This window comes from Paenibacillus mesotrionivorans (assembly GCF_046098205.1).
Classification (GTDB): Bacteria; Bacillota; Bacilli; order Paenibacillales; family NBRC-103111; genus Paenibacillus_AR; species Paenibacillus_AR mesotrionivorans.
The window spans coordinates 269,496-283,174 of record NZ_JBJURJ010000003.1 but is presented as its reverse complement, the minus strand read 5'-3'; the positions used below and the strand labels follow the sequence as shown (position 1 = coordinate 283,174).

Below are 13,679 nucleotides of genomic sequence, written 5' to 3'. Positions count from 1 at the left end.
GGTATCCGGCGTGCATCAAGAGGTCTCCCGGATGTAAGCGGCAAACAATGTCTGCTATTTGGCTCAACGGCGCTAAATGGTACATGTAAGCGGCAAACAATGTCTGCTATTTCGCAATTTGGCTGCTTTTGGGCTCCATTTTGATGGGATAGCAGACATTTTACGTCGTTATTTACTCCAAATGAGCCTGAGATTCAGAATAGCGTACATTTGTCGTCCGCTATCATCATACTATCATACCAGACATTGCCACTGTCCAAGACAGCGTTGTGCGTGTCTCGAAGTAAGCCGCCTCACACAACCGAAATTTTGTAGGTGCGCAGCCAATGATCCGCCTGGATCAGGAAGGCGAACAGCTGGGGACCGGTCATCAGCTGACCGAACCACGGGAAGTCCGAGCTGGGGCTGTCGGGTTTCGTCATTTCCTTCAATCCGGCTACGTTCACCAGGGGCAGCAGCGGGGAGGACGGGTCGTGGAGGATTTCCCGCAGCTCCGTGCGGACCGTGTTCATATAGTTGGGATTGTGGGTTTTGGGGTAGGGGCTTTTTTTGCGGAACAGCACATCGTCGGGCAGAATGCCCTTCAGCGCTTTGCGCAGGATGCCCTTTTCCCGATCCCCGGCGGTTTTGATTTCCCAGGGAATGTTCCATACATACTGAACCAGCCGGTGGTCGCAATAGGGAACACGCACCTCCAGGCCGCTGGCCATGCTCATCCGGTCCTTGCGGTCCAAGAGCGTCGGCATAAAGCGGGTTACGTTCAAGTAGGAGATCTCCCGCATTCTGCGTTGTTTTTCATTCTCACCCTGAAGATAGGGCACCTCCGCCAAAGCCTGCTGGTACCGGTTCTTCGCATACACCTCCGGATTAATGAAGGCCGCGGCCTCGGAGGACAATACCGATGTACGATCCTTCACCTTCAGCGCCCAGGGGAAGGTATCCGCCTCCAAGGCGTCCTGACGGTGAAACCAGGGATATCCGCCGAAGATTTCGTCTGCGGCTTCCCCCGAGATCGCCACAGTGGCGCCTTTTTTGATTTCCCGGCAAAAAAGGAGCAGCGAACCGTCCACATCCGCCATTCCCGGCATATCCCGGGCGATGACTGCGGCGCGAAGGGATTCCACCAGTTCCGGCGTATCGAATTCCACCGCATGGTGGATGGTGCCCAGATGCTCGCTCATCCGTTTGATCCAGGGGGCGTCGGCGTTGGGCTGGAAGGCGCTGGATTTGAAGTTTTTATCGTTGTCCACGTAGTCTACCGAGTAGGTGGGGACCACCCCTTGCCCGTTAGCCGTGTAATAGGCGGAGGCCAGTGCTGTCAGGGCGCTGGAATCCAGGCCGCCGGACAGCAGGGTGCACACAGGCACATCGGAGATCAGCTGGCGCTCCAGGGTATCCTTGAGCAGCTCCCGGATTTTTTCCGCCGTTTCCTCCACATTCTCCTCGTGGGGTTTGCTCTCCAGCGTCCAGTACGCCCGGATGGAGAGGCCATTGCGGTCCACCACCATGCAGTGTCCGGGCTTCAGCTCCGCCATTCCCTTGTACACGCCGTGTCCGGGGGTCCGGGCGGGACCGATGGCGAAGATTTCGGAGATGCCCTCCTGATCTACCTCCGCCTTGAAATCCGGATGTGCCAGGATCGCCTTGGGCTCGGAGCCGAACAGCAGCTCCCCGTCCCGGTAGGAATAGAACAGCGGCTTGACGCCCAGCCGGTCCCTCACAAGATACAGGGCCTCGTCCTTGTCGCTCCATACGGCGAAGGCAAAAATCCCGTTAAGCCGGTCTACACAGCTCCGGCCCCATTCAATAAAGGCAACCAGAAGCACCTCCGTATCACAGGTGGTCCGGAAAACATGGCCGCGCCCCTCCAGCTCTTTTTTGAGCTCGGGGGCATTATACAGCTCGCCGTTATATACGATGGAATACGTGTCCTCACCAAATACCCGCACCATGGGCTGTGCGCCATTCGCCGGGTCCATAACGGATAACCGTCTGTGCCCCAGAGCGCAGTAGTGGTTGATCCAAGAGCCTGCAGCATCGGGTCCCCGGGGAGCCAGTGTCTCCGTCATGGCCTCCAGCACATCGGGAAATTGCGTAAGGTTTTTTTGCCAATTCAGCCATCCGGTAATTCCGCACACGGTTGCCTCACCCTTTCTCTAACGAACATGATTGTATACTCTATGCGGTGGGGTAGGCTTAGTTGCGTGTCCTCCCCGAAGAGAAAAGCCCCGGCAGCCGGGTTCGGTTCCGGCTTCGGGGCTTCGGGTTGAGGCAAATACGCGGCGGCAGAAGTGTCTCCGCTTAAATGCGGGCTTCGATGGCGGTGCAGTATTGGCGGATTTTCTCCAGCTCGTTCTTGATGTCGCTTTCGGTGGTCATGTGCTGGAGCTTGCCGGAGGCTTCCTGAATCTTGCGGGCTTCCTCGCGTACGGTGTTGCTGGACATGGCGGTTCACCTCCTAAGGGGCAGGATGAGTCATCAGGGACTTAGTATGCGTCAATCTGGAACAATTATGAACGGGACAGAAGAGGCTTTTTACAAAAAACTATATGTGAAAAGAGGGGATTGGCATGGTCAGTCTGGTTCCTATGAATGAAGCGGAGCTGCAGGCGTTTCTGGATGAATTGATTCCCCATTATGCCGCCGAAAAGGTGGAATCCGGTGTCTGGAGGGAAGAGGAGGCCCTGGCGTTATCCCGGGAGGCGATTCTCCGGATGCTGCCCGAAGGACTGGCCACGGCGGATCATTATCTCTACATGATCGAAGAGGCGGGCGGCGCCCGGATCGGATATATCTGGCTGTATGTGGATCCGGGCAAGCGTGAGGCGTTCCTCTACGAAATCACCCTGTATGAGGAATGGCGCGGCCGGGGGCTGGGCAAGGACACCATGGCGGCCCTGGAGGAAAAGGCGAAGGAGCTGGGCGCCAGAGCGGTGGGGCTCCATGTTTTTGCCCATAACCGGCGGGCTTTGGCGCTGTATGAAAAGTCCGGTTATCACGCCACGGATATCACCATGAAAAAATATTTGTAACATTTCCAGCCGATCCGGGTAAAAAAAGAAGAGGCAGGTGACATAAAGATGGATAAAAAATGGTGGAAAGAAGCAGTTGCATACCAGATTTACCCCCGCAGCTTTATGGACGCCAACGGAGATGGAATCGGCGACCTGCGGGGCATTTTGACCAAGCTGGATTATCTGAAGGGGCTGGGAATTGATGTGATCTGGATCTGTCCCACCTTCAAATCACCCAACGACGACAACGGCTACGACATCTCCGACTACCAGGCTATGGCCGAGGAGTACGGGACCATGGAGGATTTCGACGAGCTGCTCCGGGAGATCCATGCCCGCGGGATGAAGCTGATCCTGGACCTGGTGCTGAATCATACCTCCGATGAGCACCCGTGGTTCATTGAGGCCCGCTCGTCCCGGGACAATCCCAAGCGGGACTATTACATCTGGGCCGATCCCCGGAATGACTCCGAGCCCAACAACTGGGAGAGCATCTTCGGCGGTCCTGCCTGGCAGTTTGACCCGTTGACCGGACAATATTTCATGCATATCTTTTCGACCCGCCAGCCCGATCTCAATTGGGAAAATCCCGAGGTGCGCCGCGAGCTGTACGACATGGTGCGCTGGTGGCTGGACAAGGGCATCGACGGCTTCCGGGTGGATGCCATCTCCCACATCAAAAAAACGCCGGGTTTCCCGGATATCCCCAACCCGAATAATCTGCGGTATGTGCCTTCGTTTGAGGGTCACCGGAACCGGCAGGGCATCCATGCCTTTCTGGAGGAGCTGAAGGCGGAGACCTTCGCCCGTTACGACATTATGACCGTAGGGGAGGCCAACGGGGTCAGCTCCAACGACGCCGGGCTGTGGGTCAGCGACAAACACGGCAAGTTTAATATGATTTTCCAGTTTGAGCATTTAGGCCTGTGGAGCAAAAGCCTGGAGGGTGGTCTGGATCTCCGTTCTCTGAAACGGACGCTGACCCGTTGGCAGAAGGGGCTGGAGAAGGACGGCTGGAACGCGCTCTTCCTGGAGAACCACGACCAGCCCCGGTCCGTGTCCACCTGGGGGGACGACAGCGTCTACTGGCGGGAGTCGGCCAAGGCGTTGGCCACCATGTATTTTTTGATGCAGGGGACACCGTTTATTTATCAGGGGCAGGAGATCGGCATGACCAATGTCCAGTTCGCCTCCATCGACGATTACAATGACGTGGCCATCAAGAATCTGTACCGGATCGAGCTGGAAAAAGGCAGAAGCCACGCCGAGGTGATGCAGATCATCTGGAAGAACGGCCGGGATAATTCCCGTACACCCATGCAGTGGAACAGCGGCGCTAATGCAGGCTTTACTACCGGCACGCCGTGGTTGAAGGTGAATCCCAATTATACCGGCATCAATGTGGACAATCAGCTGCAGGACCCGGACTCCATCTATTATTATTACCGGAAGCTGATTGAGCTTCGCCGGGATTGTGCTGCGGCGGTGTATGGGGTGTACGATCTGCTTTTGCCCCAGGATAAGCAGATTTACGCCTACACCCGGACCTTGGACAGTGTGGTGCTGCTGATTGTCGCCAACCTGTTTCCGCAGGAGACGGAGTTTGTGCTGCCGGAGTATATCCGGTACGATTGCTGCGATTTGCTTTTGGCCAATTATCCTGTGGACGTGAAGGAGAAGGTGGAGCGGTTTCCGCTGCGGGCATACGAGGCACGGGTGTATAAGCTCTGTCCGCTGCCAGCGCCTGTGCTGCAGACCAAGCCGGAGGAGGAAGCGGTGGGGGAGGCTCTGCCCGCAGCATCCGAGGTGAGGCCAATTAATGCAGCAGCTCCGGCTTCGGCACCGCCGCCTCTGCCAACCGACGTGAAGCTGCCGGAAAAGGAAAAGTCCTGAAACGCTGCGGCTGTCCGGTGCGTATACTTAGGTAATATTATGCCCGTGACTGGCGAGGCTGCCGCACGGACGGCTATGGAGGGGGACACGCATATGCGTTTGTTAAAAGGAATAGGCAACGCCGCCGGGGAGCTGACCGGTTTGGTTCTGGGCGGCACTGTCCGGGTGGTCGGGGAGCTGACGGGGAGCAATTTCGTGAAGGAAATCGGCGACGGCGTGGAGAAAACCAGCCGCTTTGCCGGACGCACGGTAGGCGACTTGGCCAGCGGCACCTGGGATACGGCAGCAGGCCTGTTGGCCCGGGATGAGGCGCGCCGGCAGGAAGGGATACAGGACCTGGGCGCTGCCGTTAATGCGACGGTGAAGGGAACGGGCCAGGTGCTGACCGGAATGGCGGAGAATGCGGGTAATGTGGCCAAGGGCATCGCCGACAAGGATAAGGAGCTTTTGAAGCACGGCGTGAAGGGACTGGTTTATACCGCCGCAGTAGGCGCTATCGCTGTGGGTGTGGTGGATGTGCTGGACGGCCCCGACGGGCCGGTGTAAGAGAGGCAGCAGGCAGGTATAGGTGAGCAGTTGAAAAAGAAGCAGGGCTGTTTCCCGCTGGGCTGTTGTCCGCTTGGCAGGTAGGCACCTTTGAACAAAGGTGCTTATCTGCGGGGCGCAGCTCAGGGGGGACGCGATCCCTGCTTTTTTTGGCGTCCGCTTACCGCTTGGATGCACCACTAAACTAATCCAATCGTGCCTCCTGTATGCTGCAGATTGTCTTTGACGCGAAAAGGATTCGCCAGCCCCACTAATCGTGCCTCCTGAATGCTGCAAAGGTACCCTTTTTGCGAAAGGATGCATTTGTTTCCACTAACCACGCTTCCCTATCCTGCAAAAATACATTTATTTTTGCGCGAAAGTGGCTTTTATGCCGCTTTAACTGCAAAAGTGCAGTTAATCCGCGGACATTCCCCCCAAATGCTCCAGTTGGCCCGAAATAACTGCACTTTTGCATTTCGGGGCCTCCGTGGAGGGAATGCGCTAGAAATAACTGCACTTTTGCAGGATGGCGGACAGAGGTGGACTGAGGTGTCCCCCAACACTCGTCTTACCGTTCAGCCCACGGCTGCGGTTCGGTGCGTTGGGTTTTGCCGGTGCGGATGGCCTCCTCAGCGACGAAGCCGAGATAGGTATCCTGGCAGGCCTCGGCCAGGCTGTAGAAGCTTTTGCCTCCGGCGGCATATTCGGCCATCCGGGTCAGGCATGCGGCCATAGCCAGCTCATCGTCAAGAAGCCGGGCCGGCGTATAGGGATTCCGGTAAGCGTAGCTGTCCCCCGCAAGAATCCCCTCCAGAAAATACCCTTCCAAATTTTCCTCTTCTCCCCGGTTTACCCGCTTGAGCTCCAGAGGAAGCGGCGTCTGGTAATCCATCAGCAGATTCATCCGCCGGTCCGTGATCTCGCCCCGCTCTCCCCTTACCGAAACATGATTGGAACGGATCCAGGAGCGGTGCTGGTCCTTGGTAAAGTCATAGATCCCCAGCCTGTCGCCAAAATGGAACCACACCAGGTCCCGCGGCTGCTGCACCAGCTTCTCCTCCTGCGGCACACCTGCCCGGCCGGGTCCGGCAACCTGCGGAGACAGAAACCTCATGCCTGTTACTTCCGCATCCTCATACCCGATGCCCAAATATTTCCGCATTAAGCTGATGGCGTGATAAAACTGCGAAATGGAAACGGTGGCCTCCGTCACCCTCCCCAGCCTTCCTTGTCCTATAACAGCCAGCCTGGCTGCATGAAGGGGAGACAGATGATACTGCTCCGCCACCTGAACCCGTGCTCCCGGCAATATCAGCTGCTCGTACACCTGATGAAGTCCTGCCAAATCGGAAGCGGGAGGTGTCTCCAGCAGCACCGGAATGCCCTGTTCCACCAGATCAGGCAGAATCTCCGACGCAGCATCCTTCCCCGCAGACACTACAATAAAGTCGGGGCGTCCCTGAGCCAGCAGCTCCTCCACGGTCCGGTAGGAGGGGATGCCCCATTCCTCCTCCATGGCCTGTCCTTTTTCCGCTTGGCGGACCACCAGACCGGTTACACGAAAGTGGTTGGGCAAAGCCCGGGCAATCCGCAGGAAGGCTTGTGCCCGGAAGCCGGCGCCCCCGATAATGGAAAATTGTGCCTGTTTCATTTTAACTGCCTCCTTTTTTATATAAACATTATAGGTACAAGTATGGCACGGGAGAAGCGGACAAGCAAAAAACAGCTTCCATGCCCGTTTCTCATTCCGCAACAAATGTATTCATTTTTCTTCTTCAAAATCCGTATATTTGGTACCCTAATGAATATAATGTCCGGCACTAGCAATCAGAAAACCCGAAATCTGCAGGATCTGTCCTTCTCTTTCCGGCTTTTTCATTTTTCATGGAGGTTTTTTGCAGCTATAATAAGGAAATACCAGACCACCATTATGGATCAAAGGATGTGGGAGCATGAGCTTGGAGGAATTGAACCGGCGTGTGAAGCATGATCTGTCCTGCATCGCTTTCGGCGGACCCGCTTGGGTGAAGCCAACCTCCCGTCCGGAGGGCCATGTATATGACGTTGTGATTGTCGGCGGCGGCCAAAGCGGCCTGGGTGCAGCCTTCGGACTGTTCCGCGAAAGGATCTACAATGTGTTGGTCATCGATGAGAATCCCGAAGGGCTGGAGGGCCCATGGGACACGTATGCCAGAATGATAACCCTCCGTACCCCCAAACATCTCAGCTCCATCGACTTGGGTGTGCCGTCGCTAACCTTCCGGGCGTGGTGGGAGGCGCAGCATGGCCCGGAGGGCTGGGAGCAGGTAGATAAAATCCCCCGGGGCGAATGGATGAACTATCTGCGGTGGTTCAGGCAGGTGCTGGCTTTGCCGGTGCGCAACAGCCGGAGGCTGACCCTGGTGGAGCCGTTGGGGGAAGGACTGCACCGGCTGCATCTGGAGGAGTCGGGAGCGGTTAACGGGGAGAGCCGGGAGGAAGGTTCTGTTGACGGGCAAAAGGCGGCGGGCAGCGGGATCCGGGGAGAAGCAGCGCCGGAGGTAATTCTGGCCCGTAAGGTGGTGCTGGCCACCGGCATCCAGGGCGGCGGGGAATGGCATGTGCCGCGGATGATTACGGAGCAGCTGCCCAAGGAACGCTACGCCCACACCTCGGAGCGGATTGATTTTGAGGCGTTGAGGGGCAAGCGGATCGGCATTCTGGGCGGCGGCGCCTCGGCCTTCGACAACGCCAATTATGCCTTGACCGAAGGGGCGGCGGAGGTGCATGTGTTTGTGCGGCGCGACAAGCTGCCTGCGGTGAACCCTATCCGGCAGATGGAGGTGTCCGGCATGATCGAACGCTACCATACCTTATCGGATGCCGAGAAGTATGCGGTAATCGCTCACTTTTTCACATTTAATCAGCCTCCTACGAATGATACCTACCAGCGGGCGGCGGCATGGCCGGGCTTCCGGCTGCATCTGGGCTCACCATGGCTGGACGTGGCGGAACAGGGGGAGGAGGTGCGGGTGACCACTCCCAAAGGAAGCTTTGGCTTCGACTTCCTGATTATCAGCACCGGACTGCTGAGCGACCTGAGCCTGCGTCCGGAGCTCCGGCTGCTGGAGCCCCATGCGGCCCGATGGGCGGACCGCTACGCGGCTCCACCGGAAACGGCCAACCTGCTGCTGGATGCCCATCCGTATCTGACTCCCGGTTTCGCCCTGTCGGGCCGGGACGAGGAAGGAAAGAAGCTGCTGCACGGGGTGTTTATCTTCAATTATTCCGCATTGGCCAGCTGCGGCTTGTCTGCCTCGGCTATTTCCGGCACGCGGAACGCGGTGCCTAAGCTGGCGGCCGCCATCGCCGACCAGCTGTTTACGGACAACCGGGAAGAAACGCTGGAGAATTTCTTCGCTTACCGGGAGGAAGAGTTCCAGGGATAGGGCATGTGTTTGCAAACACAACATAGAAAAGAAGAGAGGCGTTCACTTCCGGCGGAGGTGGGCGTCCTTATTGTGCGCGGCAAGGGCAGTTGAAGGGCTGTGACCCAAATGGGAGGCGGCACCAAACTGAGGGGGAGTAACAAATTTGGTGGTCAGCACCAAACTGAGGGGGGAGTAACAAATTTGGTTGTCAGCGCCAAACTGAAGGGGGAGTAACAAATTTGGTGGTCAGCACCAAACTGGAGGCTTCACCAGCAAACACTAATTTGGTTGACCAGCATCGAGTTGGGTATGGCTAAACAGAGGCAGCGGGAATCTAACGGCGGTGGGAGACGCTATTTGCAGCAAATATGCCATTTCCATATTCTAACGGCGGCAGAAGCCGTTATTTCAGCCCCAATAGGCCCAAACACCTCTGATTACCTCAAATAAGGTCGCCTGAGTCCGTTAGATTTCAGAAGCGCCAGTTTTCCGCCAAATAAGGTCCCCCACGTCCCTTAGCTTTTCCGCCGGCAGTGTGCACGGGGGTCAGTCAGCAGCCCCGCCTATAACGCCGCATACTCCGTGAACTCCGCTCCCTCACCGCTGCTGCCCCTATCCGTCTGCTTCACGGCGAAGAAGCGGGCAAGCGGCTAAGGAGATGCGAGGGTATTAACGCCGCGTCCAAAATACGGTATGATGGAAGAATGATTGACATAAGGAGGAACTATTGTCCATGGAATATTCCTTTTCTAACCGCATCTCGGGTCTGCAGCCTTCCATCATCCGGGAGATCCTCAAGGCCAGCGAGGGTAAGGGCATCATTCCCTTCTCCGCGGGCAATCCGGCAGCGGAGACCTTCCCGGTAGAAGCCATCCGCTCCTTTACCCAGGCCATTCTGGAAAAGGACCCTGTCGCCGCCCTGCAATACGGCCTGTCCGAAGGCTATACCCCGCTGCGGCAGGTGATCCGCCAACGCTTCGCCGCAAGTATGGGGCCGGAGCGGGAGTCCGACAGCCTGTTCGTGGTGTCCGGTGCCCAGCAGGGCATCGAGCTGGCCTGCAAGGTGCTGTGCAATGAAGGGGACACCATCATCTGCGAAAGCCCCAGCTTCATCGGTGCGCTGAACAGCTTCCGCTCCCTGGGCGCCCGGCTGGCCGGTGTGCCGATGGAGGAGGACGGCCTCAACCTCGAGGCGCTGGAGCATGCCCTGAAGACAGAGCCCAACGTGAAGATGCTCTATTTGATCCCGAGCTTCCAGAACCCTACAGGCATCACAACCAGTCTGGAAAAACGCAAGGCCATCTACGCGCTGGCCAAGGAATATGGCGTGATGATTCTGGAGGACAACCCCTACGGAGAGCTTCGCTTCCGGGGCGAGGATCTGCCTACCCTGAAATCCATGGACGAGGACGGCCTGGTCATTTACGTCGGCTCCTTCTCCAAAATCCTCTCCGCAGGTCTGCGGGTAGGCTTTGTGCTGGCCCCCAACGCCATCATGAACAAAATGGTGGTGGCCAAGCAGGGTGAGGATGTTCATACGGCCATGCTGCCGCAGCTGTTGGCCTACAAGTTCCTCACAGAATATGACTACGACGGCCATATCTCCCTCATCCGTGACGTGTACCGGCGCAAAAGCGGCTTGATGCTGGACAGCATCAAGAAGCATTTTAACCCGGCCATCACCTATACCGTGCCTGAGGGCGGGCTGTTCCTGTGGTGCACCCTGCCGAAGGAAATCTCCATGATCGACTACTGCAAGAAGGCTGCCGCCCAAGGAGTAGCCGTAGTACCGGGCAATGCCTTCCTGATCCGGGAGGATGAACCCTGCAACGCGTTCCGTCTCAACTATTCCACACCGTCGGACGAGCAGATCAAACAAGGCATTGAGATTTTGGCTCAGGTTCAATAATAAGGGCCAGCATCTGCGTGCATTCAGCAATTCCATTTCGTAAGTCAGTAATTTCATTCCTTAACTCCTTTCTGCCATTCCATACGGCTGTTCCGCCAGTAACCGGCTTGTCCGGGGCGGAGCAGCTGTATTTTTTTTCGAGACCCAATTGATGGAGCTCCTGAGTCAAAGGGATAATGGACCATAAGGGAGCGAAACAGGGTATGGGAAGGGGGAATTGACAAAACAAAGCTCCGGGTGCTACCTTTAGGGTTACCGATAACCCCAACCACAAAGATAGCATAAAGGAGGAGCAGCATGAAACGTACCAAATGGGAGTACCTCGTTTCCCACACCGAAGACGAACTGACAAGGCTGGGTCAGGAGGGCTGGGAGCTGGTGTCTGTTGTGCCTGTGCCTGACGGGAAGGCAAACCGGTTCTACTACAAACGCCCGGCCCCAACGGTCAGTGAAAGCATTACTCTGGAGCAGCGGTCCCGGGTCCTGAAGGAGGGGCAGGAAGTATGAAAAAAAGCGGCATTCTTCATCCCGGCCTCAGCCGGCTGTTGGCCGAAACCGGGCATACGGATCTGATGACCATCGCCGACCGGGGTTTTCCGGTGCCTCTGGGTGTGGAACGGATTGACTTAGGACTCGTAGCCGGCATTCCCACGGTTATGGATGTGCTGGCAGCCATCGACGGGGAGTTCATCATCGACACCGTCATAATTGCGGAGGAAATGACCGGGGCCAGTCCTGAGCGTTACCGGGAGCTTAAGGAACGGTTTCCCCATGTACATCTCCGGGTCGTGCCACATCTGGAGTTCAAGCAGATCGCCCCGGAATCCCGCGCCGTCATCAAAACAGGAGACGCAACTCCCTACGCTAATATGATCATTGTGTCCGGCTGAGTCACCGAGATTCCACTGGAGCCTTTTTGGGGTAAAGATTCCTATCTTGCCACAAGGAGGCTTTTTGGTATGAAACCTATTAAAGCCTGTATAATCGGCACCGGGTTCGTTGGTCTTGCCCACATTGAGGCTGTCCGCAGGCTGGGCTTTGTCGAGGTGGCCGCTCTGGTGGAGCCCGACGCCAAGTCGGCGGAGGTCCATGCCAGAGAGCTGGGCATTCCCCGCTGGTACACGCACTACGAGGAGATGCTCCAGGACCGGGAGATTCAGGTGGTCCACAACTGTACGCCCAATCATCTGCATTTTCCCATTAACCGCGAAGTGATCCTTGCCGGGAAGCATATTCTGTCAGAAAAGCCCTTGGCCATATCCACCCAGGAAACCCGGGAGCTGCTGCGGCTGGCCCGGGAGAATAAGGTGGTGCACGGCGTTAATTTCAACTACCGGCAATATCCGATTATTAAACAGCTGGCCTATATGGTCCAAAATGGCGATTTGGGGAAGGTCCATCTGCTGCACGGCAGCTATCTGCAGGATTGGCTCCTGCTGGAGACGGATTACAACTGGCGGCTGGATCCGGCCGTCGGCGGGGAATCCCGGGCAGTGGCGGATATCGGGTCCCATTGGTGCGATACCGTGCAATATGTAACCGGCCAGAAGATCACCCGGGTATGCGCGGACCTGGCGACGGTGCTCCCGGTCCGGATCAAACCTGCCCAAAAGAAGGACACCTATGAACGGCAGGCCGCTGCGGGGGAGGACACGCCGGAGGCGGAGGAGGCGGGTGAGCCGGTGGCGGTGTCCACCGAGGATTATGCCTCTGTTCTGCTGCAGTTTGACGGTGGCGGCAAAGGCGCCTTTACCGTCTCCCAGGTCAGCGCCGGCCGCAAAAACCGCCTGACCTTCGAGCTGGCGGGCAGCCTGAAGTCCGCCTTCTGGAACCAGGAGGAGCCGGAGAAGCTGTGGGTGGGCCACCGGGACCGCCCCAATGAAATTCTCCTGTCCGACCCGGCGCTGTTCGCCCCGGAGGCCTTGTCCGCTCCCCATTATCCCGGCGGGCATAACGAAGGCTGGCCGGATTCCCTGCGGAATATGATGTTTCACTTCTACTCCTTTATCCGGGAGGGGAAGGACCCGCTTCAGGACAAAGGGGATTTCGCCACCTTCGCCGACGGCCACCGGAGTATGTGCATTACAGATGCGGTGCTGGCCAGCCACCGGGCGGGAGGCTGGGTAGAGGTTCATTGCGACTAGGGTGTGCCGCCGCTAAGGCCCTCCATTGTGAAAACCGCCGATTCTCCTTATAATATGGAGCAGACGTAACCATTTATGAGGTGGGCCATGAGAGAACTGAAGAGCATCGAGGAACGGATTCTGGACCGGGCGCAGTATCTGATGGGCATCAACAAAACCTGCGACATCTCCATCCGGGCCATCGCCAAGGAAGCCAATGTGAATGTCAGCGCCATCAACTACTACTTCCGGACGAAGGAAGAAATGGTACGGATGGTGAAGGAATTTTATATGGCCAACACCCGGACCGTATTCGATATCCTGGAGCAGGAGGAATATGGGCCGGAGGAGAAGCTGGTGCTGGCCGCCAATGAGATTATGGAGTATTCCCTGCGCTTTCCCGGCAATATGGTGATCCTGCGGGACTCTGTGAGACTGGCGGGGGAGGATGAAACCTCCCGCAGGATTGTCGCCATGTCCCAGGAGCTGGGTGAACGGCTCGGCAAGCTGCTGCAGGACCTTATTCCCGGAAGTGAGGCGGAGCAAACCCGCAAGTACATGATCTTCATGTCGGCCGTCAACTATCCCACGGAGGATGAGAGCTCTGTTGTTTTCAAGGAAACCCTGCTGGGAGAAAAAGAGGACCGGCTTACTTATCTGAAGCTGCTGGTCAAGGTGCTGAGATCCGGGTGATGCACCTTGGCTCTTTTTTTGCAAAATGTTCAAACAAAGTGTTTTAAACATATTGATTTAACGAATCCGCACCGATATAGTGGAGATATCAACTAGCGGACAGCCAACC

12 protein-coding genes are annotated in these 13,679 nt (G+C 57.0%); 9 read left to right on the top strand and 3 right to left on the bottom strand.

The window, feature by feature from the left end:
• Nucleotides 1–293 precede the first annotated feature (293 nt).
• Nucleotides 294–2,138, bottom strand: coding sequence for an asparagine synthase (glutamine-hydrolyzing) (asnB, locus tag ACI1P1_RS05795; RefSeq protein WP_416215427.1), 1,845 nt, complete (start codon nucleotides 2,136–2,138; stop codon nucleotides 294–296).
• Nucleotides 2,139–2,301: 163 nt separating this feature from the next.
• The gene (locus tag ACI1P1_RS05790) at nucleotides 2,302–2,445 is read right to left on the bottom strand and encodes a hypothetical protein (RefSeq protein ID WP_416215426.1); all 144 of its coding nucleotides are present in this window, start codon (nucleotides 2,443–2,445) and stop codon (nucleotides 2,302–2,304) included.
• Nucleotides 2,446–2,570: 125 nt separating this feature from the next.
• On the opposite strand from ACI1P1_RS05790, the gene ACI1P1_RS05785 reads away from it, so the two are divergent.
• The 3 genes from ACI1P1_RS05785 (at nucleotide 2,571) to ACI1P1_RS05775 (ending at nucleotide 5,453) form a co-directional block, all read left to right on the top strand.
• The gene (locus ACI1P1_RS05785) at nucleotides 2,571–3,032 is read left to right on the top strand and encodes a GNAT family N-acetyltransferase (RefSeq protein WP_416215425.1); all 462 of its coding nucleotides are present in this window, start codon (nucleotides 2,571–2,573) and stop codon (nucleotides 3,030–3,032) included.
• A 48-nt stretch (nucleotides 3,033–3,080) separates the two neighbouring features.
• On the top strand, nucleotides 3,081–4,907 hold the full coding sequence (locus ACI1P1_RS05780; RefSeq protein WP_416215424.1) for a glycoside hydrolase family 13 protein: 1,827 nt from the start codon (nucleotides 3,081–3,083) through the stop codon (nucleotides 4,905–4,907).
• A 93-nt stretch (nucleotides 4,908–5,000) separates the two neighbouring features.
• Nucleotides 5,001–5,453 carry a hypothetical protein gene (locus ACI1P1_RS05775; RefSeq protein WP_416215423.1) on the top strand — a complete coding sequence of 151 codons (453 nt, stop codon included), beginning with the start codon at nucleotides 5,001–5,003 and terminating at the stop codon, nucleotides 5,451–5,453.
• A gap of 550 nt (nucleotides 5,454–6,003) precedes the next feature.
• Here the strand turns inward: ACI1P1_RS05775 and ACI1P1_RS05770 are convergent.
• Complete coding sequence (locus ACI1P1_RS05770) at nucleotides 6,004–7,086, bottom strand: Gfo/Idh/MocA family protein (RefSeq protein ID WP_416215422.1); 1,083 nt, start codon at nucleotides 7,084–7,086, stop codon at nucleotides 6,004–6,006.
• Nucleotides 7,087–7,387: 301 nt separating this feature from the next.
• Between ACI1P1_RS05770 and ACI1P1_RS05765 the strand changes: the two genes are divergently transcribed.
• The 6 genes from ACI1P1_RS05765 to ACI1P1_RS05740 all read left to right on the top strand — a co-directional run bounded on the left by ACI1P1_RS05765 (nucleotide 7,388) and on the right by ACI1P1_RS05740 (nucleotide 13,570).
• Nucleotides 7,388–8,863 (top strand): FAD/NAD(P)-binding protein, encoded by a 1,476-nt coding sequence (locus ACI1P1_RS05765; RefSeq protein ID WP_416215421.1) that lies wholly within the window; start codon nucleotides 7,388–7,390, stop codon nucleotides 8,861–8,863.
• Between the two features lie 715 nt (nucleotides 8,864–9,578).
• Entirely contained in the window at nucleotides 9,579–10,754 is a 1,176-nt protein-coding gene (locus ACI1P1_RS05760) for an aminotransferase-like domain-containing protein (protein ID WP_416215420.1), read from the top strand.
• 297 nt (nucleotides 10,755–11,051) lie between these two features.
• Nucleotides 11,052–11,261, top strand: a complete 210-nt coding sequence (locus tag ACI1P1_RS05755) for a hypothetical protein (RefSeq protein ID WP_416215419.1) — start codon at nucleotides 11,052–11,054, stop codon at nucleotides 11,259–11,261.
• Complete coding sequence (gene rbsD, locus ACI1P1_RS05750) at nucleotides 11,258–11,644, top strand: D-ribose pyranase (protein WP_416215418.1); 387 nt, start codon at nucleotides 11,258–11,260, stop codon at nucleotides 11,642–11,644. The genes ACI1P1_RS05755 and rbsD overlap by 4 nt, the downstream gene beginning before the upstream one ends.
• A gap of 69 nt (nucleotides 11,645–11,713) precedes the next feature.
• Nucleotides 11,714–12,898: a Gfo/Idh/MocA family protein gene (locus ACI1P1_RS05745; RefSeq protein ID WP_416215417.1), complete on the top strand. Its 1,185-nt coding sequence runs from the start codon at nucleotides 11,714–11,716 to the stop codon at nucleotides 12,896–12,898.
• A gap of 87 nt (nucleotides 12,899–12,985) precedes the next feature.
• Complete coding sequence (locus tag ACI1P1_RS05740) at nucleotides 12,986–13,570, top strand: TetR/AcrR family transcriptional regulator (RefSeq protein WP_416215416.1); 585 nt, start codon at nucleotides 12,986–12,988, stop codon at nucleotides 13,568–13,570.
• Nucleotides 13,571–13,679 lie beyond the last annotated feature (109 nt).

What these genes read in the sequence shown, in the direction of transcription:
- ACI1P1_RS05740 (WP_416215416.1), top strand. Translation starts at nt 12,986, where the DNA reads ATGAGAGAACTGAAGAGCATCGAGGAACGGATTCTGGACCGGGCGCAG.
- ACI1P1_RS05790 (WP_416215426.1), bottom strand. Translation starts at nt 2,445, where the DNA reads ATGTCCAGCAACACCGTACGCGAGGAAGCCCGCAAGATTCAGGAAGCC.
- rbsD (WP_416215418.1), top strand. Translation starts at nt 11,258, where the DNA reads ATGAAAAAAAGCGGCATTCTTCATCCCGGCCTCAGCCGGCTGTTGGCC.
- ACI1P1_RS05755 (WP_416215419.1), top strand. Translation starts at nt 11,052, where the DNA reads ATGAAACGTACCAAATGGGAGTACCTCGTTTCCCACACCGAAGACGAA.
- ACI1P1_RS05765 (WP_416215421.1), top strand. Translation starts at nt 7,388, where the DNA reads ATGAGCTTGGAGGAATTGAACCGGCGTGTGAAGCATGATCTGTCCTGC.
- ACI1P1_RS05775 (WP_416215423.1), top strand. Translation starts at nt 5,001, where the DNA reads ATGCGTTTGTTAAAAGGAATAGGCAACGCCGCCGGGGAGCTGACCGGT.
- ACI1P1_RS05745 (WP_416215417.1), top strand. Translation starts at nt 11,714, where the DNA reads ATGAAACCTATTAAAGCCTGTATAATCGGCACCGGGTTCGTTGGTCTT.
- ACI1P1_RS05760 (WP_416215420.1), top strand. Translation starts at nt 9,579, where the DNA reads ATGGAATATTCCTTTTCTAACCGCATCTCGGGTCTGCAGCCTTCCATC.
- ACI1P1_RS05785 (WP_416215425.1), top strand. Translation starts at nt 2,571, where the DNA reads ATGGTCAGTCTGGTTCCTATGAATGAAGCGGAGCTGCAGGCGTTTCTG.
- ACI1P1_RS05770 (WP_416215422.1), bottom strand. Translation starts at nt 7,086, where the DNA reads ATGAAACAGGCACAATTTTCCATTATCGGGGGCGCCGGCTTCCGGGCA.
- ACI1P1_RS05780 (WP_416215424.1), top strand. Translation starts at nt 3,081, where the DNA reads ATGGATAAAAAATGGTGGAAAGAAGCAGTTGCATACCAGATTTACCCC.